Origin of the sequence: Mesorhizobium sp. M0296, from assembly GCF_040321675.1 — a bacterium.
In the GTDB taxonomy this organism is placed as follows: Bacteria; Pseudomonadota; Alphaproteobacteria; order Rhizobiales; family Rhizobiaceae; genus Mesorhizobium.
The window spans coordinates 143,626-167,790 of record NZ_JAMYRZ010000005.1; the positions used below are offsets into that span (position 1 = coordinate 143,626).

23 protein-coding genes and 3 pseudogenes are annotated in these 24,165 nt (G+C 56.2%); 3 read left to right on the forward strand and 23 right to left on the reverse strand.

Translation table 11 applies throughout. From position 1 onward, the window contains the following. Positions 1 to 50 precede the first annotated feature (50 nt). The 5 genes from NKI97_RS07610 to NKI97_RS07630 all read right to left on the reverse strand — a co-directional run bounded on the left by NKI97_RS07610 (position 51) and on the right by NKI97_RS07630 (position 3,652). Positions 51 to 830, reverse strand: coding sequence for a polysaccharide biosynthesis/export family protein (locus tag NKI97_RS07610; RefSeq protein WP_352749090.1), 780 nt, complete (start codon positions 828 to 830; stop codon positions 51 to 53). Beyond that, positions 830 to 1,639, reverse strand: a complete 810-nt coding sequence (locus NKI97_RS07615) for a tyrosine-protein phosphatase (protein WP_352833345.1) — start codon at positions 1,637 to 1,639, stop codon at positions 830 to 832. The genes NKI97_RS07610 and NKI97_RS07615 overlap by 1 nt, the downstream gene beginning before the upstream one ends. A gap of 516 nt (positions 1,640 to 2,155) precedes the next feature. After that, positions 2,156 to 2,638 carry a hypothetical protein gene (locus NKI97_RS07620; protein ID WP_352749094.1) on the reverse strand — a complete coding sequence of 161 codons (483 nt, stop codon included), beginning with the start codon at positions 2,636 to 2,638 and terminating at the stop codon, positions 2,156 to 2,158. A 450-nt stretch (positions 2,639 to 3,088) separates the two neighbouring features. Next, a complete protein-coding gene (locus NKI97_RS07625) occupies positions 3,089 to 3,373 on the reverse strand; it encodes a hypothetical protein (protein ID WP_352833348.1) in 285 nt (94 codons plus the stop codon). Between the two features lie 3 nt (positions 3,374 to 3,376). Next, positions 3,377 to 3,652 (reverse strand): hypothetical protein, encoded by a 276-nt coding sequence (locus NKI97_RS07630; protein ID WP_352749100.1) that lies wholly within the window; start codon positions 3,650 to 3,652, stop codon positions 3,377 to 3,379. Between the two features lie 101 nt (positions 3,653 to 3,753). On the opposite strand from NKI97_RS07630, the gene NKI97_RS07635 reads away from it, so the two are divergent. Both NKI97_RS07635 and NKI97_RS07640 read left to right on the forward strand, forming a co-directional pair. Beyond that, entirely contained in the window at positions 3,754 to 4,245 is a 492-nt protein-coding gene (locus tag NKI97_RS07635; RefSeq protein ID WP_352833351.1) for an acyltransferase family protein, read from the forward strand. A gap of 27 nt (positions 4,246 to 4,272) precedes the next feature. Further along, a pseudogene (locus tag NKI97_RS07640) lies at positions 4,273 to 5,130 on the forward strand (acyltransferase family protein); the annotation flags it as partial. A 120-nt stretch (positions 5,131 to 5,250) separates the two neighbouring features. On the opposite strand, the gene NKI97_RS07645 reads toward NKI97_RS07640, so the two are convergent. From NKI97_RS07645 to NKI97_RS07675, 7 genes are all read right to left on the reverse strand, one after another. Then, positions 5,251 to 6,597 (reverse strand): hypothetical protein, encoded by a 1,347-nt coding sequence (locus tag NKI97_RS07645; RefSeq protein ID WP_352833353.1) that lies wholly within the window; start codon positions 6,595 to 6,597, stop codon positions 5,251 to 5,253. Between the two features lie 260 nt (positions 6,598 to 6,857). Beyond that, positions 6,858 to 7,181, reverse strand: a complete 324-nt coding sequence (locus NKI97_RS07650; protein WP_352745453.1) for a calponin homology domain-containing protein — start codon at positions 7,179 to 7,181, stop codon at positions 6,858 to 6,860. A gap of 12 nt (positions 7,182 to 7,193) precedes the next feature. Continuing rightward, on the reverse strand, positions 7,194 to 7,628 hold the full coding sequence (locus NKI97_RS07655; protein ID WP_352745450.1) for a hypothetical protein: 435 nt from the start codon (positions 7,626 to 7,628) through the stop codon (positions 7,194 to 7,196). Between the two features lie 512 nt (positions 7,629 to 8,140). Further along, positions 8,141 to 8,749 carry a WcaF family extracellular polysaccharide biosynthesis acetyltransferase gene (locus NKI97_RS07660; protein ID WP_352745447.1) on the reverse strand — a complete coding sequence of 203 codons (609 nt, stop codon included), beginning with the start codon at positions 8,747 to 8,749 and terminating at the stop codon, positions 8,141 to 8,143. A 72-nt stretch (positions 8,750 to 8,821) separates the two neighbouring features. Beyond that, complete coding sequence (locus NKI97_RS07665; RefSeq protein ID WP_352833355.1) at positions 8,822 to 9,700, reverse strand: FkbM family methyltransferase; 879 nt, start codon at positions 9,698 to 9,700, stop codon at positions 8,822 to 8,824. Between the two features lie 47 nt (positions 9,701 to 9,747). Further along, entirely contained in the window at positions 9,748 to 10,896 is a 1,149-nt protein-coding gene (locus NKI97_RS07670) for a glycosyltransferase (RefSeq protein ID WP_352745444.1), read from the reverse strand. Then, complete coding sequence (locus NKI97_RS07675) at positions 10,893 to 12,023, reverse strand: glycosyltransferase family 4 protein (protein ID WP_352833358.1); 1,131 nt, start codon at positions 12,021 to 12,023, stop codon at positions 10,893 to 10,895. The genes NKI97_RS07670 and NKI97_RS07675 overlap by 4 nt, the downstream gene beginning before the upstream one ends. A 274-nt stretch (positions 12,024 to 12,297) precedes the next feature. On the opposite strand from NKI97_RS07675, the gene NKI97_RS07680 reads away from it, so the two are divergent. Then, positions 12,298 to 13,158 carry a hypothetical protein gene (locus NKI97_RS07680; RefSeq protein ID WP_352745439.1) on the forward strand — a complete coding sequence of 287 codons (861 nt, stop codon included), beginning with the start codon at positions 12,298 to 12,300 and terminating at the stop codon, positions 13,156 to 13,158. 125 nt (positions 13,159 to 13,283) lie between these two features. Here the strand turns inward: NKI97_RS07680 and NKI97_RS07685 are convergent, their stop codons facing one another. From NKI97_RS07685 to gmd, 11 genes and pseudogenes are all read right to left on the reverse strand, one after another. Beyond that, entirely contained in the window at positions 13,284 to 14,336 is a 1,053-nt protein-coding gene (locus NKI97_RS07685) for an acyltransferase family protein (protein ID WP_352833361.1), read from the reverse strand. A 70-nt stretch (positions 14,337 to 14,406) separates the two neighbouring features. After that, entirely contained in the window at positions 14,407 to 14,619 is a 213-nt protein-coding gene (locus tag NKI97_RS07690) for a hypothetical protein (protein ID WP_352833364.1), read from the reverse strand. A gap of 163 nt (positions 14,620 to 14,782) precedes the next feature. After that, positions 14,783 to 15,220 (reverse strand): annotated as a pseudogene (locus tag NKI97_RS07695) (IS110 family RNA-guided transposase); the annotation flags it as partial. Positions 15,221 to 15,352: 132 nt separating this feature from the next. Further along, a complete protein-coding gene (locus tag NKI97_RS07700; RefSeq protein WP_352745434.1) occupies positions 15,353 to 16,651 on the reverse strand; it encodes an O-antigen ligase family protein in 1,299 nt (432 codons plus the stop codon). 22 nt (positions 16,652 to 16,673) lie between these two features. Next, positions 16,674 to 17,357 (reverse strand): class I SAM-dependent methyltransferase, encoded by a 684-nt coding sequence (locus NKI97_RS07705; protein ID WP_352833367.1) that lies wholly within the window; start codon positions 17,355 to 17,357, stop codon positions 16,674 to 16,676. Between the two features lie 48 nt (positions 17,358 to 17,405). Next, the gene (locus NKI97_RS07710) at positions 17,406 to 18,755 is read right to left on the reverse strand and encodes a flippase (protein WP_352745428.1); all 1,350 of its coding nucleotides are present in this window, start codon (positions 18,753 to 18,755) and stop codon (positions 17,406 to 17,408) included. A gap of 233 nt (positions 18,756 to 18,988) precedes the next feature. After that, entirely contained in the window at positions 18,989 to 20,077 is a 1,089-nt protein-coding gene (locus NKI97_RS07715) for a glycosyltransferase (RefSeq protein WP_352833370.1), read from the reverse strand. 269 nt (positions 20,078 to 20,346) lie between these two features. Beyond that, positions 20,347 to 21,054 (reverse strand): FkbM family methyltransferase, encoded by a 708-nt coding sequence (locus NKI97_RS07720; protein WP_352745472.1) that lies wholly within the window; start codon positions 21,052 to 21,054, stop codon positions 20,347 to 20,349. A 134-nt stretch (positions 21,055 to 21,188) separates the two neighbouring features. Beyond that, positions 21,189 to 21,881: a glycosyltransferase family protein gene (locus NKI97_RS07725; protein WP_352833373.1), complete on the reverse strand. Its 693-nt coding sequence runs from the start codon at positions 21,879 to 21,881 to the stop codon at positions 21,189 to 21,191. A gap of 359 nt (positions 21,882 to 22,240) precedes the next feature. After that, entirely contained in the window at positions 22,241 to 23,023 is a 783-nt protein-coding gene (locus NKI97_RS07730; RefSeq protein ID WP_352745417.1) for a glycosyltransferase family 2 protein, read from the reverse strand. Then, positions 23,020 to 24,139, reverse strand: a pseudogene (gmd, locus tag NKI97_RS07735) (GDP-mannose 4,6-dehydratase). Before gmd ends, NKI97_RS07730 begins: the two are co-directional and overlap by 4 nt. Positions 24,140 to 24,165: the final 26 nt, after the last annotated feature.

Consider the following 24,165-nt stretch of genomic DNA (forward strand, 5'->3'; position numbering starts at 1 on the left):
GGTGCGAGGTAATCCTAGGTTTCGTCTGTATTCCGAAATACGACCGCGATTTATAGTCCTGGGATCACGGCAATTCGGGCAGCACTTGAGGCAACACCGAGGGCGTCCTTGAGATTGTTCATCGCGATTTTCGACTTCGAGGCGAAGACGACAATCTTGTCGCCACCATAGATCCGTGGATTGCCGCTCTTGCCACCACGAATCTCCTCGACGTTGTAATTGGCGACCAATGTGGTTGGGCCGATAGTGCGATAGACAAAGACTTTTTTTGCATCCCCAACGGCATTGAACCCTCCAGCAAGGGCGATCGCATCGATGAGAGAAGAATTGCTCGACACCGGATAAATACCGGCCCTGTTGACTTCGCCATCGACGGTTATGCGCTGTCCGATCGATTCCTTGACGAAAATCGTCACGTCAGGCGACTGCAGGTATTTGGCGCCGTAAGTGGTCTCGATCTCCTGCTCCAACTGACGGACGGTCTTCCCTGCCGCGGTAATGGTGCCAATAAGCGGAAGCGAAATCTGGCCAGCAGAGTCCACTTGAACCGTTCTATTCAAGTTGTCGACCTGAAACACGTTCACCTCGAGCACATCGTTCGGAGATAGAGGCTGCTCGCTGCCGTTCTGTGTATTTTGCGGCGCAGGCAGTTCCTTCACAACCCGCAGAGCGCCGCCACCTGAAAGTGGCGTGGACGATGATGTCAATTGCAGCGCATCAACGGACGAAGATGGTGTCGTCGACGAAGTGCTCGTGCATGCGGATATCGCGAGTGAAACGAGAAGGACCAAAGCCGTGCTCATATGGCTTGCGAAACGGAAAATGCCCATCACGCTGTCCCGCCCTTGAACAGACGGCCCAATCCTCCAAATCGGCCGGCGTTGCCGGCGTTTGGTTTTTGCGGGCGTGCTTTTCCGACCGGCTCAACGGGTCGGTTCGCCAATATTTCGCCTGGACGTTTCAACACCATGTTGCGGGCCTCGTCTTCCCCACATCGCTTGGCAGCGGCAGCGACGGCCTGCGAAAGCCCAGGACGCCGGCGCGTAGCGCTATGAGTGTCCGATGCAATAATGTCCACCCTGCCCTCGTCAATCAGCTTTTCCGAATAATAAAGTGCCGTGCGCCCAAAAGCACCAACAATCGAGTCGGCAGTAAGCTGGATCAGGCAGCCCATTGCATTCAACCTCTCGATAACCTCGTAATTCGTTTTGATCCAGGTCAAACGCTCTGGATGAGTGAGAATCGGGACAAAGCCGGCATTTATCAGGCGTAGGGCAAGATTCTCCATTCGTGGAGGTAAGACATGATGCGGCGGCTCGAACAGAAAATAGCGGGACCTGTTCAAGGTCGGCACGCTGCCCGCCGCCAATTGGCCCGGAAGATCCGGCGCTATGTGAACGTCTGCACCGACGTAGAGAGCAAGTGGTATGGCGGCGTCACGCAGCGCCTGGTGTAACTCTTGAACCGCCCGAACAATGTTCGATGTTCCGTTTTCATATACGCCCGGCGTCACGTGCGGCGTGCACGCCATGTGGGTCGTTCCGTCGGCCACCGCCAGTCGAGCCATTTCCAGCGATTCGGCAAGACTAGGCGAGCCGTCGTCGAGTCCGGGCAAGATATGGGAATGCAGATCGATCATGGGCGTTTGTGACTGCAACGAAGCAACGTGGCGACGTCATCCCCAAAAAGTATAAATGCGTCACCCGCAAAACGGCGAATGACGCATTTGTCAAGTTCACGCGATGCGATGGATGCCAGGTCCCAGCTACTGGCGGACAGAGTCGTCGTCATCATGCGGGCCGATGATCAGCGCCGCACCGGCGGCAAAGGCGGCGCCTGATGTTTCGAGCGCTAGACACATGCCGCCCTCCGCAGGATTGATCTTGACCGTCGTGTTCGTCGTATCCGAAGTATCCGAAACTTGCACCAACACGCAGCAGCAAAAGATTGCGATTCAACAAATTTGCCTGGATAGACCGGCACTTCGCCCCTCATCCCGGCGTGTTCGCCAGCCTCGCCTTGGCTTACGCGATCCGACTGATGCGGCAGTCGCGATACCAGCATACACGCCAGGGTCGCTCTGTCGCCAACAACAGACACAGCAGAAGCGCCACACGCCTCTGCTGCCGTTGCCTTATTTAACTACGCGGTCAACTTAGTCGCTAACGGCGTGGCCGTGATCTTTGTCCGCCGTTGCAGCTAGAACACCAGCCCCAAGAGCCATGCCGCCAAAAATGAAGAGCGGCGTGTTGTTGTTTGTGTTAGGATTGCCCGTCTGGGCGGTCTTCTCAGAACCCAGGACATTGAGGCAAATCTTATTCTCGACCCGCGAGATATCAAGCGTCGAATTCGCCGGAACGCTCAGATTGCAGCCACCGACCTGAACCGAAGCCGAGCCCTTGGCGCCAACCACGACACGACTGCCGAAATCCAGCGCGCCGCCCGCTTGCCCCGGGCCGTAGCCAGCCACCTGCGAGACCATTACGTCGCCATTGACGCGGCCGAGCGATCCAATCGGATTTACGCCGTTATAGGCGGTTGCACAGGTGCACGACCCGTCCTGCGCGAAAGACGACACCGGGGCGAAGCCGGCCAACACAACAACTCCGGCCAACGCACTTTTCAAAACTAGGTTCATCCGCATCAATCCTTCTGTCCCACGTTACCTGAGGCCCGCCCAACCACCAAGCTACTCATCAGCGCGTAACAGCTTTTTGCGCCAATTCCAACCCACTTCGCATATGCGAGATAATTTTTGGTTTCGGTGTGGTTGATTAAACACACCATTAGAATATCGAAACGTATCGTCTTTACAGTCGGCCGCAAGAGCGGGTTGCCAGAAGCCGCAACTAGCGTTCATTGTCGCCCGCCGACATCATCATCGCTCCAACGCTTTGCGCAGGGTCTTGCAGTCGACCACGGCCTGATATTATGCGCATTCGCGCCGTTGCGCTGAGCCAGAGAGACAGCATCACGCGCTAGCCCAAGATCAACAGCCGCGCCTGCTGTCGCTGAGAACTGGTAAGCGAGGTGAGTGAGGAAGCCGGTTGAATTCACCCGACCACGCTCGATGCCAGTTGCACTGAACCTAGCATACCGTCTGCGCTGCAGAATATCCGTTGGCGCTGCCACTCGTGCCTCGGTAGAAGAAGGATGGCGTGCCAGCGGTTGTTGTTGACCAGCCGCGCACGCTTCCTGTTTTGGAAATTGTCAGCATGCTTGCGCCGCCAATTTGGAAATCGGCGAGCAGCGAACCGGCGGCGCTCGCCGTGTCCGTCACACTGACCTTGAGGGCAGTGAAGGTCGTGGCGATATTGTTCCATACGATCGCCGGCAGGTTGGCCAGATCGGTGAATAGTTGCCAGATCCTCATCGCCTACCACTCCGTCGCAGTGAACTTCTGCGACGGAGTGGCCCCAATGATCGAGATGGCGAAGACCGTCTCGATCTCGAACATGCTGTTGGTCGGAATCTTGTAGGATCCGGTGCCGTCGACCGCAGCGGTGCCACCGGTCTCATTGATCCAGATATCGCCGGCAGAAATGTTCTGGCCGTTCAAGCCACGGCGATCGGGATTGGCCGCAGCCAGGACCTGTGCGGTGCCGCCTATGGTGATCGAGCCGGACCGATCCGTTCCACTGCTAAGGGTCATGACTGCGTCCCTCCTTTTCGCCGGATCAGTTTGTGACCTTTTTCCAGTCGTTTGACAGTCAGCCCGGTCGACATGTACCACTCGGCCAAGGCGGTATCGAAATGGAACTTGCCGATGAAGGTTGGCGTCACCACGCCAGACGGCGACGCGGCGCTGGTCGAGAAGGTCAAACTATCCTTGATGTCCTTGCCATCGACGTGTCAGGCCGAGCCGAAGATGGCGTCGTAAGCGGATTCCGACATGGGCATTTGCGTATCTCCTATGGTTTTCTACCCTTCCGGGCAGGTTTGGTTGATGGATTGGAATGCCGCCGGTTTGCTGCTATTGGGCAGCGAGCAGCGAGAGGGGATAAGATGCGTCAGAGCGGCCGGCTTGTAGGGCTTGACCTACTCAGGATTTTCGCCGCCTTTTCAGTAATGCTGTTTCACTTTGCCTATTGGTCGTGGGCCCCGACCGTGGCGAGCACCCCGAAATCCATCACCGGCGGCGCGCTGCAATACCCCGAGTTGATCCCGTTCAGCTGGTGGGGCTGGGTCGGCGTCGAGATATTCTTTGTCATCTCCGGCTTCGTCATCGCCTTTTCGGCTTCCTAGGCAACGCCGGCATCGTTCTTTTCCGGGCGCGTGTTTCGGCTTCTGCCATCCGCCGTCATCTGCGCAACGATCACGGCTGCAATCTGTCTGGTCGCAACGCCGCTGCCTCTGTTCCAGATCGCCAAGCAATATGCGAAGTCGATCCTGTTCTATCCGCTTGGGCCGTGGATCGACGGCGTGTACTGGACGCTCGGGATAGAGGTTTCCTTCTACTCGCTGGTGTTTCTGCTGCTGTGCCTGCGACGCAAGAACCTCATCGAACCTGTCATGATCGGCATAGGTCTGGTGAGTATGGCGCTATGGATCGGCAGCGGCGCTGCGGCGCCTGCCCTTTTGCCAACCCGCTACATGCAGCTTCTGCTCCTGCACCACGGCATGCATTTCGCGCTCGGCGTCGTCTTGTGCGCGTCCTACACCAATGGACTGACAAAATGGCGGGCTGCATTCTGTGCCGTCTTCCTTGCCGGCGGTGTCCTGCCGATAGCGTTCCAGGCGCGGGAAACAATCGGCATCCCCTCGTTGGTGCCGCAGACGGTCTGGGTGGCGAGTGTTCTTCTGATGATGCTGGCGGTGACATTCGATGCGAGGATCTCCGAATTTCTAAGCGACAGAGCGAAACGGAACATCGCCAGGATGGGCGTGGCAACCTACCCGCTCTACCTCCTTCACGACATCGCCGGCGCATGGATCATGACGCTCATGGCATGGGCTGGACGCTACGTCGCCCTGCTTTCGAGCATGGTGGTCATAACGATTGCAGCCCTCGCCATAGGGGCATTTCTAGACACGCAGCCGGTGCGCACCTTCATCAAGGCGGCTATTGCACGAGCCATCCGGATCGTGCCGCTCAAGCAAGATTTGCCAGAGCAGCAAACACCGCTTTGACGCCGACATAGTTCCAAACACAGGTTCCATCGGTGATCGCAGATCCCGTTCCCGTTGGCCCGGTCGCCCCGGCTGACGTGCCTGCCGTGACCAACTGATACATCTTTCCTGTATCGTTTGTCACGATGCGGCCGGGAACTGAATATGCGGTGCTGATTGCCCATGCCGCCGCCAACCAGCCTGCTGTGGTGCATTGCCAGCCCATCGGCTGTCCACTTGCAGCCCCGGAATTATAAACGACATGGCCGACTGAATATTGGCCGTGAGTGCCGGCGGTGTCAGGCTTTGCAGTCGCCAGCCTGACCGAACCATCATCGTCCAGCGGAACGAAGGGATAATGCTCGTGAGGCCGTTGATGTTGCCGATGGTTTCCTGCGTCGAATAGCCGATGATCTCTATCGATCGGGGAGCGCCGGAGGCTATTCCAATCCACATCGTCGCCACATCGGGGCGAACACTGACCATCCCGCCAACAAACGCTGACCCTAAATAGCCCCCGCCATAAGTCGTAGTAGCGACCCATGCGGCACTGGAATTCTTGATGTATTTTTCGGTCCCGGCGTAGTTCCACACGCACGTTCCGTCAGCGATGGCAGAGCCCCTTCCTGTCGGGCCGCCAGCCCCGGCTGACGTGCCTGCCGTGACCAGCTGATAGAGCTTGCCAGTATCGTTCGTCACCACCTGGTTCAGCGTTGAATACGCCGTACTGATCGCCCACGCTGTCCCGTCGATATCGAGGGAATTGCCGGTCAGCAAGGTTCCTGATGAATCGAAGGCAATTGCCAGAAGACTTCCGGTAAGAGCGCCGACATAACCGATATTGACCCGCCACTGCTTGATTTTGGTCGTGTCCACAGCGACCATGACGGAGGCGGCGTTGAGGTCCAAGGCAAGCGCATTGGAGCGGAGAACGTTCGAAAGCGTAGTCGTGCGCAGCGCCGTTCCGCCGGCTTGCGCCATGAGGAACAAATCCCCGCGCAAATAAGGGGAATTGGCCCCGCCATTCGAAGACAGCAACCGATGCAGATTGTTCAATGACGCTCGCACCTCGACACCGTAACGGCCTGTCAAACGGTTGCTGTTGGCGCCGTTGGTCTCCTGAATGGTGTTCAATTGCCCGGCGACGGCCGTCGATGCGAAGGAGAAGCCGATTTCATTGAACAGGACACTTGAGCCCTTGCATATCACCAGTGGACCGAAGCAGGCTTCTGCCCGAGCATCATGCCATGTATTGAGCCCGCCTGCTCCGTCGAAGAAGATTGGAACGCGGTTGACGCCTACCGATCCGCCCATCTCGTAGTTCGGCGAAATCCAACGGTTGTTGTTGTGGCCGTCATAGGCGTTTGGCGCTACTGTAATATGGGTGCCGTAAGCCACGCCAAGCGCATTAGAAACGGACGTTTCTCCGTAGTCGCCGCCGTAGAAGCTGTTTTCGTTGATGAAGCCGTTTGAGTGGAACGACTTCAAGCGTTCGTTATACTTGCGTAAGCGCTGTTGTGGGACCACCTTTCGGGAGTGGTCCCACAACAGCGCTTACTCGATATCGATGTCGGTAAGCAGCGAAGATGTATTATAGAAGTCCGGGAACGCCCCTGTCGTCGTATTGGAGTTGTTCTCAACGAGGAACGAACCGCCGGTACGTTGAATATAAGAATTGCCGCTTCGGGTCGCCCCCTTGGTTGTAAAACGGGTGTTGCCACGTATCCAGACGTTGCACCCGGTTCCGCTCAAGATCTCGATTGCTGTGACAAAGGTTCCAGTAGCGCGGGCGACCATAGCCAGGCAGTTGTGCCGGTAAAAAGGATCGCCACCAAGCGAAAAATATAATTTTTACCTGTAATTTTATCACAGGCAAGACACTCAATGACCGTGGCGTGACCGCCGATACTGAAGCCGACTTCACCTTCGCCGCAGTTGTAGGCATAGCAGTTTTCCAGGGCCGTACTGTTTCCGCCAGCAGTAGGATACTGTCGCCGCCTGTGGAGCTGAAAGAACAGCCAGACCACTTCGTTGCAAAGTGGAGATTTGCTATCCAGCCGGCCTTCTTCCATTCGAGGCAAGAACTACGAGCCTGGCGCGCAAGACTTGTAGGTCGAGCCCGCCTGCGCGGGCTGCCCGCACAGAATGCCTGCCTCGACGAGCTTTGCAGCCAGATCCGTGCCGTCGGAGGTGAGGCACTGCACGACGACGGCGTCACGGAATTTCGGCGCGACATTGCCGTCGCACGGTGTCCCCAAGCCTACGGGTTTGCATGTCAATGCGAGTCCTTGATAGTCCCGGCGCATGGACTCGGTGACCATGACCCGCATTGACGGGGGCTTGGCAAATGCGACGCCGCACAGCACGATCTTGCGGCTGGCGACCCGCAGATCGTCGATTGATTGGACGTCAAGCTTGCCATCGAACGATGTGAGAGCTGCCGCCGGCTTCGGCGCCTGCGCGCGAATATTCGTTCCCTTGTTGATGACGATGAACAGAAAGCCGCCCGCAAACAGCAACGCTATGAACCCAAGTGCTGCTACCTTCCCGATCGACAAAGGCCCTACTCCCCTTTCAATGATCAATGCGCGGCAGTTTTGGTCTTCTCGAACAAGGCTGCGAGTGCCGCCGCATAGTCCCGTCGGCGGGTCTGTGGCCCCAGCACGGCGACACTGTCGCGGACGAAGCGTTGGCGCTGCCCGGCTTCAAAGAGCCGCTCCGTCAGTGCTTACGCACGATCGGGTGCGAAGAAGAGCGATTCCGATGCCTGCTCGCGATGCAGTGGAATATCGGACAGCAACATCGGCGTGCCAACCGACTTCGCCTCTCCTCGACCGTCGTTGACCACCCCTCGAAGCCCCCTCGAAGTGGGAAGGGTTTAGCCGCGACTTCGAAATGTGACGTGATGCCGTAGTGGCTCCTACAATGTTGGATGTCGTCCGCGTATGGTCAGTTCGACCTGTCGCCGCACGGGAAAGCCTCGGTCCCCGCATCGCGACTTCGATCCCGTAGTTCGGAGGACATGACTCGATCAAGGAATTTGTCGAAGCTCGCGGCTGGCGGCGACCACTGCAGGGTTTCCCCTATAAACGGTCCAAGCTGCCAAATTGCTGGTCGCAATACTACAAATTGTCAGAACCGAACCCTCGCCGACTGTCACCCCCGGCCCCACGACAGCTTTCGCCGCTATCCAAGCTCCGTTGTCGACTTGTATTTTGCGAGTCTTCAGATCGAATGTCGGAGAATTCCAATCGTGGCTCCCGGTACACAGATAGGCACCCTGTGACAGGCAACAGTTGTCGCCTATGAAGACTGTAGCGAGATTGTCGATCCAAACCTCCTCACCAATCCAGGTGTCCGCGCCGACGGTGAGTCGCCAAGGAAATTTCACCCGCACACCCGGTTTAATAACAACACGATGCCCGATAGTTGCACCGAACAACCGCAACAGAAACCGCCGGTGCGCGCTCCCCGGCACCCAAGAACTTACGAACAGGGCAGACAGAAGCGTCCATAGCACTTCGATCGGTAGGCTACGTCCACGCTCAAATTCTGCATTACGAAAATCCCGCAGGCGGACCGCCACGCGCTGAGAAGTTCGAGCCTCATCATCTATGAAAGAAGCCATGCCTTTTTTCACTTGATGCTTCCTACATCATCCATCAATAAGATGCGACAATTCGCCCCATTGTTGTCGCTGCCGCAATCAAGATCAAAACAACCCGTCGACCGCACGTTCCCATTTGGCGATCTCCGCACGAAGAGCGTAGAGAAAGTTAGCTTGTCCGTCTCGGTGGTAACAGTCATAGCCCGCCTCCCGCAGAATACCGTCACTGAACTTGATATCAGTCCGTGTTTTTCTTGAGGGAAAAAGCAGGCCGTCGAACTCAACCAGCAATTGCTTCGGGCGAATCCCCTTTTCGATGACGTCCCGAAGAACGGAAATCTCCGCTCCTTCGATGTCAAGTTTCAGCATTTCAAGTTGCCCAATATCATTATCTTCAAGTATATCTCGAAGGGTGACAGCAGGAACGTCAATATAGCGGTCCGGCTGATCCAGTCGCTGGCCATGTTGTATATTGACTATCGAGTGAGAAACATGGCGAACGTCTTGAGGCGCAAAGAATCTAACCACCTCGCGCTTGCTCCAAATCGCCTTCTCGACCAACACGATTTGGCCTGGAAAGACGTTACTTAGATCGTAGTTTCCGTCCGATTGGGTCCCGCGGTGCCCGGACGGTTCGTCGCCCGGGCGATCTTGGCTAACACGCTGTATCACCGATGTAACGTGTTCGACTGCGCGCGGCGTCGGATCAACGACTACGACCGAACAACCAAGTTCGCTGGCCATGCTGACGTCAAAGGAAATATCCTCACCAGCCCCGCAGCTGACGATTTTGCTGCCCCGCAATGAAGGGGTTTCGAACACCGTCCAGCCTCCGTAACGAGTACCGAACCGCTTCAAAGTTAGTGTTGTCGGACTAATCTCAATCTTTGGCGAATACCACCAAATCTGAAGCTTTCTGCGCGCAGCATTCGCCAGTGGGCCAACACCCTCTTGTCGTAATTTTGTAACAATCCTGCTGATCATGAAAAACTCTATCCTTACGAATGGGCGACGTGCTGTCAGCCACGCGATCAATCGATGCAAACGCAAGGCGGCTCGGCCGTGCGATCGTTCAGCCAGCGGTACACACCCACTAAGGACTGAGCAATTGCCGGCCAGCAAAAGTCTCGGGCAACCCATTCCGCTCCACGGACACCCATGGTGTGCCGTTGCTCCGAGGTCAGTGACATAGCCTGGCGCAGTGTTGCAGATAGCGGGTCGATGCCGTGGTCGATCCACCAGCCGCAACGGTTATCCTCCAGCCCATTCCAAGGTGCTCCCTTCGTAGAGATAACAGGAGTTCCGCACGCCAGGCTCTCGGCAACCGTCAGTGCAAAATTGTCATTGAGTGTCGGCAACACGAAAATCTCTGCCTCGCGCATCAGCGCGTACTTCGCGTCACCATAAACGGGGGCTTCAAATTGGACATTCTTTAGGCCGGCACTGTGAGCTAGTTCCCGCAGTGCTTTCATGTGCCCGACCTCGTCGGGTCCAACAATTCTTAGATGCCAATTGGGAAAGCTGAGTTCGATATCCTTCCAGGCAATTACGAGGCGGTCGAGCCCTTTCTTGGGATGCACGCGGCCCAGCGAAAGAACATAGGGGCACACGGCTTTATCCGTGTGTGCACGCTTTGCCGCGCTTGGCAGCACAATCCCGTTCGGAATAATTGCAACTGGATGAGAGAGCCCATAATCTCGAACTTCCGCGTGTTCCTGTTCGCTCGTAACATGGATGGACTTGGCGGAAGCAAAAACCGCATTTTGGTAAAGTGCGCTTGTGAGCCGCTTTTTCGAGCGCGAATAACGCAATGCCGCAGCTCCTAGCATTCCATGCGGCGAGATCATGTAGGGACGGCTCGTTGAGCGGGACCACTGCAGGACAGAGCGCGACGGGTGCATCCACAGTCCGTGGACGTGAACGACATCGGGTGCCCACTCGATGACACGGCGAGCCATCTCCGGTGCATAACCGAGGGCGGCGGGTCCGAGTACCGGTAGTGCGACGGCTGGGGCGCCTGACCAGGCTTCGCGGTCGCCATCAAGCCACAGCCGATCTTCAAGCCCAAATACCGACACTTCGAGTCCAGCATCGGCCAGGTTGCGCGATAACGCCTCCACCACAACAGAAACACCACCGCCGGCTTTCGACAGCCAACTTGTCGCAAACGCCACTCTCACAACGGTGACTCCGTCTTACTTCCAGCAACAACCTGCTCAATTGCCGAGCAAAAGCGCTCCGCCATGTCGGCGGCATTGAATGTCAGGGCGGTTGTATCGGCCGCTGAACGCGACATTTCAGTCAGTAGAGTTTGATTCGCTAGTAGGGCGGCAATGGTGATTGCCAGAGAACCAGCCTCGCCTCGCTGGAACGTCACACCGTTCCTGCCAGGCTTTAAGGCCCCAATTTCGGGCATATGCGCCCAGCGGTTGTCATGCACTATGGCCGGCAGACCATAACTCAGGCCGTGTAACAAGCTAAGTCCCACGCTGCCTGGATAGACGAATACCTTGCACTGATTGGCAACAGCCGCGATTTGCTTCTCATCCACAGTGCCACCGTGCCATGCAACACGATCGGTCATACCGAGATCAGCACATCGGTTGCGCAAGCGCGCCTCGTCATGTCCGCTCCCAATCACATCCAACGTGACACCCTGACAACTGGGGAGAGAGAGCGCATCTAGTATAATGTCGAGCTCCGCCTTTGGCGTGATTCGACCAATGAATAAAAGATCGCGCGGGCGATGTGCTATCGAATAAACCGTCCGAAGGCGGACAATTTCGCCAGTTTCAATACCGTTGTTTAGTCCAAATACCGGCTTTTTCCTCCGATTGCCACCGCCAGCATAAAATTCATCAACTTCTTGTTCTGTATAAAAGACGATGGCATCTGGCACACGCATCAGGGCGTAACGGATTGCGGCGCCCCACGACCGGCTTGTGGAACTCCAATAGTGCCCCCACCAGATTGTGTGCGCGCCCAACAACAGACCCTTGAAGAGCAGGACAATGGTCGAGAGGTTGCGAGGCGCACCGCATATAACCAGTACATCGCCACGCCTGACCGCTACTGAGCTTGCACCTTCTTGCCAATCCAGTCCGAGCAGGAGCGGCCGCATGGGGCCCAAGTTGCGCTGCCAACTTGGCCTATCTTCTTCAGATAGAACGTCAGATAGAACGCCTAGCTCCCGCTGATTTGACGCATAGACAACGAAGTTTGTCCCGAGTTTGTTCGCCATACGCTCGAATAGAGCGCGCCGGTAATTCGGTATAGCAGGTTGGACGATGGTGATGCGCCGTTTCATGTCGATCGTCCCCGAATGTAACATCACCGAGGCCTATCGTTCGGACCGGCGCAATACGCGTCAAAAACCTTGGTCACGCTCCGCATCCAGCGCCTCTGGAGTCGCTATACTCTCGAATGAGCTTCCCGCTATCTGCACAGATTGATCTCCAGCGTCTGCGCCTTTACCTGAGGGTAGCCTACCTCGATCACGTCCCGTGAGGACGTTGTTCGAAGCCTCCAGCTACGCTACCGTTTCTCGAGTCGTCAAGTTCAGGTTACGAGGAATTCAAACCATGCAAATTTCCGCCGCGCAAACATTTGTCAGTTGGCGAAGCCGGATACCAAATATCGTGTTCTTCAAGGCAGCATTCTGGATGGTATGCCTTCTAACGAGCTCATGGCCGGTGACGGCGGAAACGAACGCTCCGTTCAGGCTATTCGAGACTATCAACTTCGCTGGCGGCCCCGATTTCCGCTTGTTCGGCTTCGAGCATCTTACGATTGTGGACCCTCATGTTCTAGGACCGGATATTCCCGACGCCGGCCAAGTGCAGCAAGCCTTGGCACGGCCGAGGAGCAACGAATATCTCAATATAGACATTGAAAGCTGGCCCTTGGAGGGTCCGGATCAGGCATCGTCCCTCGCGAAATACCAAGAGACGCTCAGAAACTTCAGAAAGGCAGACCCGAGCGTCAAGATTGGGCTCTATAGTGTTTTGCCGATCAGGGATCATTGGAGAGCCATCGGCCACGATGGGGCCGCGGCGCTGGATGACTGGAAACAGCAAAACACCACGATCGCGTCGTCTCTCGTCCCCTATGTCGACGCGCTATTCCCCTCCCTCTACACATTTTACGGCGATAAGGACGCTTGGGTGGCCTATGCGCAAGCCAACATTGGGGAAGCACGAAGAATCGCCCGGGGGAAGCCAGTCTATTGTTTTCTATGGCCGCAGTTTCACAAGACTCTTGCTTTTCTGCCGGGCGACCTTTGGTATTCCCAGCTGGATACATGCAGGAGGCTAGCCGACGGAATCGTTGTATGGGGGACCATCGGCAGCAATTCGCCCTATCGGCCAGCGAAATGGGATGAAAAAGCGGAGTGGTGGCAAGCTACGCTGAGATTCCTTCGGGAGCAGGGCAAGACTCTGTAGGCTGAATTATGTGTCACGTGGGGCAGGCTGAGTGACCGGTTTGGAGCCATATCCCAACGTCGAATCGTCCATCACTATACCAATTCAAGAGCTCCACGCGGAGAAGCTACGCGGAACGACGGTGTTCAAGCCACGGCCACTTTCTTGGGCGGCCTTGGCCGGGAAAGCCTCGCCAGAGGCTTCTCGACATAAAGGTGGGCAAAGACCCCGGCGAGCATGCCGGCGCAGACCAAGAAGGGAGCGGCGGCGAGGGCCGGAACCGACATTAGGATCAGAACGCGGGTGATCGCAGAGATTACCAGATAGTGGACGAGGTATATCGAAAACGTGGCGTCGCCCAAAAGGCAAAGCAGCCTGTTCGGCCTGAATGGGAAGTTCCTTTCATGCGTCGCGAAGCCCCATATCGCGACAGCGGCGCTTAAGCCGTAGGCCAAGAAAGTTCCTTGTGTCATTCCGTTAACGGCCGCAACCCAAGTGGCGAAATACAAACACGTCGCCACAATGGCCACGGGCAAGCCCCAATTTTTAATGGCCACGGGCAAGCCCCAATTTTTCTTCTCTGCCGTGGACAACAAAAGAGCTGCGGCCATGCCGAAGAGAAATATCAAATTGATAGGATTAAAAACCGTAGCGATAAAAGACGTGTTGCTCGTCGTGAAAGCTCCGAACGCGCTAATTCCCAACCATGCGGCCAGAATGCCCATGCCGAACTTTCTCGAAACGATTGTCGTGAGGAAGAACGCGTAAAAGGCCACTTCGTAAAAGAGGGTCCATGCCACGGCCAAGTTGCCTTGGGCTCCGACAAACGGGATCAGAGTGAAAATTCCCCCCACAGCGGCCGTTGAGCCGTAATGATCTGATCCGGTGCCGCCGCCCATGAAAAGATGCCCGAACGCGGTAGCACCTGCCACGACCCAATACATGGGATAAATACGGGCTGTCCGCTTCTTGATGTATTTCCACGCCCTGCTTGGATCGCCGATATCGTTGCGATGGGTGTATGCAATGATAAATCCGCTAAGCGCAAAAAAGAAAAAGACGCCGCTTTTCCCTTGGGTCAGCCACTCCCCGAAAGGGGTTTCGCCCCAATATTTCGGCGACCTAACGATCAGGTCGACGTGATAGACGAGGACCATGAACGCCGCGAGAGCCCGGCCATATTGTAGAGAAACGATCATTGCGCGCCTCTTAACCAACGCAACCCGCCGTCTGCGCAAGCGCGACAAAAACGCCCGCATGGCAAAATAGTCAATCCCTGCAAATCAGAGCTTTATCAATAGGCCGCAACTTTTGCGCGTGGCGCTCACGCCCTTTCGAAATTCGAAGGCGGATGGTCGGACGATCCGGTCTATCATTTTGTTTTAGCAGCATTTCTGCGACGCAAAGTGATTCCATGTGTGGATGCCCCCGGTTTTGCAAGTGGTTTTGAACAGCGCAGAGCATGCGATCGAGTGCGGTCATGTTTCAGGCCTCACAATTGCGGCTCGTTGACATGGCCGCGGGCCGATATGGAGATGCGCGGATCAGGTTCCAAATCACTGTGGGCGAGCTCGTGGCTCCGTGAATCACACTGGCTTTCCTGATCCCGATCTGATCGACATTTGCCCTTACCGTTCGCGACCTCCTCGGCCAGATGACCGCGTAGCGCATTGATCAACTGCGTGCGTTGGCGCACCAGCAGGTCGCGTGCGCGGAAGATCATCGCCCGGGCCTGCTGCTCCTCACTCTTCACGGCAACAAAGCGCATGGTCGGGCGCGATGCGGCTTCCGCGATGGGTTCGGCATCCGCCGCGTCATTCTTGTGCCGCTTCACGAAGGGCTTCACGTAAATTGGCGGGATCAACCGGACGGTGTGCCCCAGCTTCATGATCTCGCGTCCCCAGTAGTGCGACGTCGCGCAAGCTTCCATAGCCACGAGGCAGGCCGGCTGCCGGCTCAGGAACGCCAGAAACTGCGAACGCGACAGCTTCTTGCGAAAGACAACCGACCCCTCAGCCGCGGCGCCATGAACCTGAAAAGCCTGCTTTGCCAGGTCAACGGCGATAATGTTAACTTCCTTCATGGATGCCCTCTCCGTGTTGGATGATTCCGACATCACCAATTTGGCACATTGCGATGCCGTCGGGTGGGGGCATCCACTCCATCACTTGGCTGCAAAAAAATCCCAGCCCATCGAAACAGCGACGCTCGAATCCTAATAAACCCTAATCTCCGCATTGCCCGTTTTGGCAAGAAATCCCTGATATCCATACCAGAACGATATCGTCAGAGCGGAGGTAACCCAGAAAAGCGAATTTCCCCATAGGCTGCCGCTTGCCATGCCGGCGATCGCTTCCCTGATAAATAGCACCGCAGCCAGCACGGCAGCGAGCGGGAATTTGCCGGATCGAATGATACCAACCGTCGATCTGAGCGCCAAAACTATGTGAGCCGCAAACGGCAATGATCCCAGCGCCCCCATCGCCATCAGGGATTCAAGATAAATGTTGTGGGGATAGAAATTGAACTGCATCTCGACAGCATAACGCCCGAACAAAGGGTCTTCTTGGAACTGCCGCCAGGCCCCAGCGTACAGTTGGCTGCGTATCATTGTCGATTGATCGGCATCCACGTTGATCGTTTGAAGTCTCGCTATGACAACGTCGATGAGCTCCACGCCGCTGGTCGCCAAAATTGCCATGGCGACAACCAATGCTCCCAACACGGCGAACACTCTTTTTGAGCCTTTAAGCAACAGTATGTAGACTAATAGAGCCCCCGCGCCAGCAATGTATGCACCGCGAGACTTGGAAAATACGACCGCCAACAATAGCATCGGACCAAGTATAACAGACTGGATAGTTAATTTCTTTGTCTTTCCCAACACAAGGAAAAAGTATATCAAAAATGCGAAACCCGTATGCCCCATTGCAATCGGGTTGATTTTGTCGAGGGACATCCTTTCATCCTGACTCATGAACAGCATATCCCTGTTTAGGTACAGTCCAACGAGAAAAATGACGCAAAGAATATTCATAACGAAAATCAGATCTGAATTTCTTATCGCCCTGTCCATCGACGCGATAAGAAGTGTAGAGCCGACACCGGTTACCAGGAAGATGCCAAACACCATCATAGGGCCCGGCGAAATGTTTATCGAAGATAAATAAACATTCTCCACAAGTCTACACAGATACAGTACGAAAAATAACTTCATTGGAATAAGCGCGGCCGTTGACGACTTCAACTTTGCTGGAAGAAGTACATAGGAGCCGATAGTTATCAGAGCAATGGCCAACCTTACCAGGATCGACCCAGTACTGCCTTCTGGATCAAACTTGTTTACCAAACCAGCGAAAGCATACACGCCGCCGATCGCGAGCGCGAAGGCTGCTGCTGGAGAAAACAAAATTCGCCGGTCAACGTAACCCCTCAAGTGCGCAAGTCGATGACCAATGCCTCCTCGAGTGAAACCGGCGGATGCGCCGTAGCGAAGGTTGGCTCTCTGAATCATGAGACTGGTCGCACCTCAGCAATCACACAGTGAAGTGTGCCACGCCGTGGACACCGCGGGCTATGTTCCCTTTAGAAAAAAAGGAGAGAAATTTGATGCCGAAGAGATCGGCCCAAAGCCGCAATATCTGTTTTTCGCCAAGGCGATGGATATCGTCGAGAAACACGGCGTAATCTGGCGCGAGTTGCGCCTGGAGTGCCGGAAGTGCGGGGTAGCGCGCCAGTTCATATCCAGTCTTGTAGGCAGGCGGACCATCGACAAGCACACAATCGACCGACAGATCCTGCACAGCCGCTGCAACGGCCGCTTGATCATACCAGTCCAAGCCATTCTTGCTCAAGGTGCAAGGTCCTAATGGCGCGTGAACGACCGAGGCGAATTCGGACAGGTTCAGTGCTGCGAGCCGATCTTCAACGAATGTTGCCCATTCCGCGTCGCTCTCGAAGCTGACAACCCGGCCCCCAAGCCGTGACAGGATTTGGGCAATGTAGACCGTCGAAATACCACTTCCAAATTCCACGATTGTCTTGCGGGAATTGATTTCAATTTCGTTGAGCACCACCTGCAGGGCTGAAGGAAGAAGGGACGCATCGGACCACGGCATGTACGGGAGACCCAACCGAGATAACTCGACGGCGGCTCTCGTATTGTTCGAAGCTTGCGCAAAGTGGTTCCACTTTGTCGCCATTCTGTTCAACACCGTCATGCGCTCATAGCTCCGCTTTTGCTTCTGGTCTGTCTTGGAATTGCCCGGTCAGGCATAGGCGCTTCGTTTTACAAACTTCAAAAATTCTTTGGGAGCCCGCCACGGCTTCAACACAGAGCGCGACATCATCATGAAAACCGGCCTCGTTCGGCGCGGGATGGCCAAGGTGAGGTAGGAGGCCGTCGCGTATGAGAGGAACGTAGCAAGAGCGGCACCCACACTCCCATAATGGGGGATGAGTAGGAGGTTAAGCGCCACGTTGGTCAGCGCGCCCAGGCCTTCAGTGATAAGGAAGAATGTCGCGCCACCTTTTATGATCGTCCATCGCGTGAATGCGATCCGCATGAAATAAAACGGCGCAGACAGGACATGGACCAGCAGCACCGGGATCGATGCCTCGTACTGAGCTCCAAAAAAAAGGCGGATAATAGGACCGCCCAACAGGAGCATCGTCGCGATAAGGCCAAGCCCTGCCAGCCACAAGACGTCGAAAACCGCCTGAAGCCGCCTGTCAAACAAATCTTGATCGGTTTTCGCGGACTCGATCAGCTTAGGAAACACACTGGCGACCAACGCGGCCGGCACGAAGTATGCTGCTTCGGACAGGGCGGCTGCGACTGCATAGGTGCCAACCTCTGACGGCCCTGCCAGCCAGCGAAGCATGATCATGTCGATCTTCAGGTAAATGAGCGCAAAGATGGACCCAAGGAAAAGCAGCCAGCTCTCTGAGAGCAGGGTCTTGGCCAATGCCGGTGAGAACCGCAATGCCGATAAAGGCGGACCTTTCTGCTGCTTGTAAAAGCGGAGGGAGAGCGCGGCCGTGATCAAGACCTGGACCACATTTGCAGCAGCAAACGCCACTACTCCAGCGCCTGTCCACACAAGCCCTAGTTTCCCCAGGCCGACCATCAGCGTCGATATGCTGGAGGAGACGGCATTGTACCGGGCCTGAACGCGAGCGTGGAACCAGAGTCCGAGGAACGCGGACAGCGCCGCCAAGGGTATGAAGGCGGCGGCCCAAAATAACAATATACGCTCCGTCGAATGCATGCTGACAGACAGCGCATAAACGACCAGACCTGTGGCTCCGAGCAAATGCCCAGCGAACTTCAAAACGAACACGGTGCCGAGTACGCGTGGCACGTCATCGGGGCGGTTGACGATTTCTCGAATGACCAGCCCGTCGAGCCCAAGTTGTCCGGCGACCGCAAAGAGGAGTGCCAAAGAGAATGCGTAGGAAAGTAATCCAAAATCGCTAGGCCCGAGATAGCGCGCCACCGCGGCAGCCACAAAAAGCGTCATCAAACTCGTTAGCAGCTTCTCAGCAATCAACCAGAGTGAGTTTGAAATGTATTTCCAATATCGTCCGACAAAACCTGACAATTTCTGGAGCATCATGAAGCTCTTATGTACGGCACAATCGAGGTCTCGCGATACGCGGGCCGCGCGTGATCACCGGATGGCATAACAGCCGCCCACCTCTTGACTAGCACCCCTCAGCCTTTGCGGCACACAAAATTCCTTTCGCCTCGCCACAAGGCTTTAACGTATTCATTTTTAGCCTCCGACAAAGAATCTAATCAGCGCACAGTCTGTTCTTATTACGTCGCGCCTCAGGCCACCGACGGCCGCTAACTGGCACTTAGCAGGGATTCATACAGGTCGATATAGCGATGGGCGATAGCCTCTGGTGAATATCTGTCGATCACGGCGCTGCGTGCGCTCACTCCAACACTCCTTAATAATGCAACTGGCAGGGCGCGTGCTGTCTCAACAGCAGCCACTACCGCGTCAGCATCACCGTGCTTTGCCAACCACCCGGTCTGCCCGTGGCTAATGATCTCCTCGGCTGGCGTTTTGATGAGCCCGATTACAGGAGTTCCACATGCCATCGCCTCGACCGTGACCTTGCCGAACGACTCCTGAAGTGAGGGCATCACGAACACGTCGGCGGCCGAATATATCTGGTTGAGAATGACATCGTCGCGGATGAGGCCAAGACCTGTGCAGTTTTCAGGCGCCGGATCGACTAGTTCTGCAAGTCCGTTGCCAAACAAACACCAGTGAACTTTTTTGTCACCTCGATAAACGTTGAGCATGTGACGCATAATATCCGCGCCTTTGCGCGGATCGGCCAGATTCAAAGCACCGGAGGCGATTATGAATGTGTTCGCTGGGAGCCCCAATGCGCTACGCGCCTGCGCCTTGTCCATCGCTCGAAGCTGGCTCATTTGCACACTGTTGGGGATGACATGTATAGTGCGCCCGCACAGGACCGTACTCTTTCGGGCCTGCTCGGCGATCGTCTCGCTAATCGCGACGAATACCGACTGTGGCCCGTAGTGCTCGGCTTTGAATGCAACATCGTCGGATGTGATCCTCTCGCCTCCTCCACCCAAGAGTGGGCACTGGCCACAACCACTGGCATATTTCTCGCAGGCACCAGAGAAGTGACACCCGCCAGTGAACGGCCACATGTCGCGAAGCGTCCAGACTACCGGCCGCTTTTCATGTCTGATCGCGCGCCAGAATGCCGGCCCAAGCGTCGGTGCGTGGGCCCATTGGACATGGATAACGTCAGCTTTCCGATATTCACGCGAATTGTGGAGGTGGAGGCCGTGGGAAATAGGGTGGAAATTCGGTGGGATCTCGCCGAACCGGCGCATTAAATGCCACATGTAGAAACGGTTCTTAACACCAACAGGCAGACGTTGCAGCAAGGGAACTCTTCTAGCGAACAAGTCCTCCGGAAGGTCTCGCTCAACCCTCCCTAGGATGCGTGAACGAACTCCTGCATCCAATAAGGCTTCGTGCACAGCGCGGATTCCTCGACCCGCACCAGTGTTGAGCGCGCAGCCGACTATCTGGACAACATTCATGGGATTCGAACAATCTGTGCGGCAACCGTCCCACTCGTCGCTTTGATGTTTGGAAAGCTCCTGATTGGATCTGGGTTCACTCTCAAACCAACTTGCACATTGTTCAACTTTCAAGTCTGGCTTTCGCGAAAATACAGTGCATCAATCTGGGTTAAGCGCTGCGTCCGCGGGTTTCGATACCCTTGCCAGACATCCCACAATTCGAACCCACCGCCGGCAATGAGTTGATGCACCTCCAGAGCTGTCGCTTGCCCCGCATAGAGTTCGACCAGCGACAGTTCCGACAGGACGCCTCGCAGTTGCGGCAGGACGGCGGAAGCACCTGCAAGAACGGCCGCTTCAGCGCCCTGCACGTCAAGTTTCAAGAACGCTCGTTTACCGGCGAGGTCGATCATATTGGCGAAAGCATCGAGCCGCTCTGTCTCGATCTCGATCCGTTTGGCGACGGCCACTCGAGGAGTATGCTCAACAAACGACTCGCGCGGCTCGTGCAACGAACTGCTCGTCGCTGCCTCCGTGACGTGGAACGTCGCCGTCCCTGTAGTGTCGCTCAGCGCAACAGCCGGTCCGACCGTCCAGCGCCCGTCAAACGCCTTGGCCGTGCGTATGAGTTCGGAATGCGCGTCTGGGAGCGGTTCGAACGAAATCATCGAACCTTGGTATCCCGCCGCAAACAGCATCGTGCCGAACTGGCCTTTGTTGGCACCAACGTCGATTACGAGATCGATTTCGTGCATGTGAAGAAAATGCACAAGACGCAAATCATCGCGCGAATTAATGCCATTCAGGCGCACGTCGAACCCGAACCGCCGCCCCACGTCACGCAATGATATCTTCGCCTTGGGACCCAAGAGGTGTAACATGATCAGCCTTTATCTCAATCGTCAGCACTTATCATTGCAGCCTGCCAAATACCGGCTATCAGCGGTATTGACGCACATCCGCCTGCAGGTCAAAGGGCCGCGCGGATTTTCTGGACAAAATCGGACCGCCACCCGCCAACGATTTCACCCAGCCGCTCGGGCTTGTCAGATCGATTGGCTGCGGCAGTTGCAATATGGGCGGCAGCGTCAACGGTATCGCCATAAGCTAGACATATTGGCGCAACCACACCTTCTTGCGCATATTTCTCAAGATACGCGCCCTTACGGATGATCGGACGCGTGCCCAATTGTATGCTTCGCCCGAATATACCCGAGGCCTGATCGTAGTCCGGCCCGTAGCAGCACCAGGCGAAATCGCAGGTTTTGTACAGGCTCAGGAGTTCGTCGTCCGACACGAACCGGTCAACCACCATTCCGCCGGCAGCAATCAAACGAGCGCAGTCCCCGTCACAGGCCGGATCGACGCGCCCCGCAGCAACCACAAAAACATCTTTAGCGAGGTCTGGGTGGTCGGAAAAAACATCGACCAAGAATCCGAAGCCCTTTGATTTTCTCACGCTGCCCAGGAAGCACAAAATTGCGCGCCCGCCAGCCGCGGCCAGCACGTCGCGTGACAGCTGGCTGGTTTCGGTAAGCGCCGCGCCATCATGAACGTCCCACATCTGGGGGTCGTGCACCCACCCGTGGGCGACCTGGGCAAATCTGCGATCGAATTTGAACGGCAAAATCGTAAAGAGCGACAGTCCAGGCAGATACCGCAAGCACCGGAAAATCCATCTCTTGAGGCGGCTAACGAGCCTTCCGTTCGCGAAGCAACCGGACGGCCTCAGAAAAAGCCCAACCGTCCGCCGTCCGATCAGCGATCTTGCCAACGTAACTGCTATAAAACCAACGTAATCGTCATCTATGGTGCCAAACAGGAGGTGGCGGGCCCGAACCATATCAAGCCACAGCCGAGGTCCAAGGCGTCCTGTTACCGGTTCGAGGTCAAAGAGGCCGGCAAGGAGATCCCGATAGAATTGGCGATGGCCATTTGGAGCAGAGACGTGAGCGTAATCGCGCTTCACCTCTGGATCGACCTTCGATGCATTTGAACTATCTAACGAAACCACTGTTCAATTTACTCCGCGCGGCTTTGCTTGGCGGTGCTGCCACCCTCAATGCCGAAAAACTGCCCCAATTTCCGCACCGGCTTGGCAACAAGCGCATAGTCGATCGGACCGGAACTCAGCCATTGGCGTCGCGACCGCAATGCTTCCAAATTGTGCCCGATGTAAGCGCCCAAGCTCCTCGTGCTGGCCCCGCCGACCATCATGTCCACCAAGACGTGGCCGGAGGCAGCGATTCGGAAACCGTGGAGTTCAACAGCTCTCAACATCCAATCATAATCCGATGCAACTTTGAGGCTGAGGTCGAATGCACCGACCGCGTCCGCAACCTTTCGCTTGACGTAGAACGTTGGATGGGCCGGCATCCATCCGGCCCGAAAACCCTTGGCGGGTCGGGCCGCGGCACGCCAACGCCGTACGACGCGCTTGCTCAGATGGTCTTCGACGAAATCCAGGTCGCCATGCACGATATCGGCCTGTTCGAGCCCTGCCGAGATCCGCTCCAGCGCCGCACGATCGTGAAAGCAATCGTCTGAATTCAGCACGCCTACCGCGTCTCCGGTATAGAGGCGCAACCCCTTGTTGAGCGCATCATACATCCCGCTGTCGGGCTCGCTGACCAGCCGGATCTCTTCCTGTGGGTAAGACCGGACTATTGCCAGCGTCTCGTCCGACGAATTGCCGTCGATGATCACCAGCTCCTTGGCGCCATGATCCTGGGCCAGGAAGCTGTCGATCGTATACCTGATCGTCACCGCCGAGTTCCAACAGACGGTCAAGACCGAGATTTTCATGTCAACCGGGTCCGAGGCTGCTCACTGGGCCGCAACGCGTATCCGATCTTCGTCAAGACGCCGGTGCTCGGATTCCCGCTTTACCGTTTCGAGGTCGGACTGGACCATTTCCTGGACCATTGTTGCCAGCGACGTCGTCGCCTTCCACCCGAGAACGCGCTCCGCTTTCGAGGCGTCGCCGATCAGAAGTTCTACTTCGGTGGGTCTGAAATAGCGCGGGTCCACCTCGACCAGAACGGCGCCGGATTTCGCATTGATGCCTTTTTCATCTATGCCGGAACCAACCCATTGGATCTCGGTCCCAACCTCATTGAATGCAAGCTCGACGAAGCGACGGACCGAGTTCTTCACTCCGGTTGCAAGGACATAGTCGTCGGGTACGTCGTTCTGAAGAATTCTCCACATGCCCTCGACATAGTCGCGGGCATGCCCCCAATCCCGCTCGGCTGACAGATTGCCGAGATAGAGCTTGTCTTGAAGGCCGAGGCTTATGGCGGCAGCCGCGCGCGTGATCTTGCGGGTGACGAACGTCTCGCCGCGCATCGGGCTCTCGTGGTTGAAGAGGATGCCGTTGGAAGCATGGATATCGTAAGCTTCGCGGTAATTCACTGTGATCCAGTAGGCATAGATCTTGGCAGCCGCATAAGGCGACCGGGGATAGAAAGGCGTCGTCTCCCGCTGCGGGATCTCCTGCACCTTGCCGTAGAGCTCGGACGTCGATGCCTGATAGAAACGCGTCTTTTTTGTCAGGCCAAGCAGCCGGATGGCTTCGAGCAGCCGCAATGTACCGATTGCGTCGGCATTCGCCGTATATTCCGCGGTCTCGAAGCTCACCTGGACATGCGATTGTGCGGCGAGATTATAAATCTCGTCTGGCTGCACTTCCTGGACGATGCGGATGAGGTTGGTGGCATCGGTCATGTCGCCATAGTGCAGCGACAGTCTTACGTTCTTTTCATGCGGATCCTGATAGAGATTATCGATGCGACCCGTATTGAACGACGACGACCGCCGCTTGATGCCGTGGACATCATAGCCCTTTGCCAAGAGAAGTTCCGCCAGATAGGCGCCGTCCTGGCCGGTGATGCCGGTAATGAGCGCGGTCTTCCTAGTCATTGTGCTTTCTCCGAGGTCGATACGAC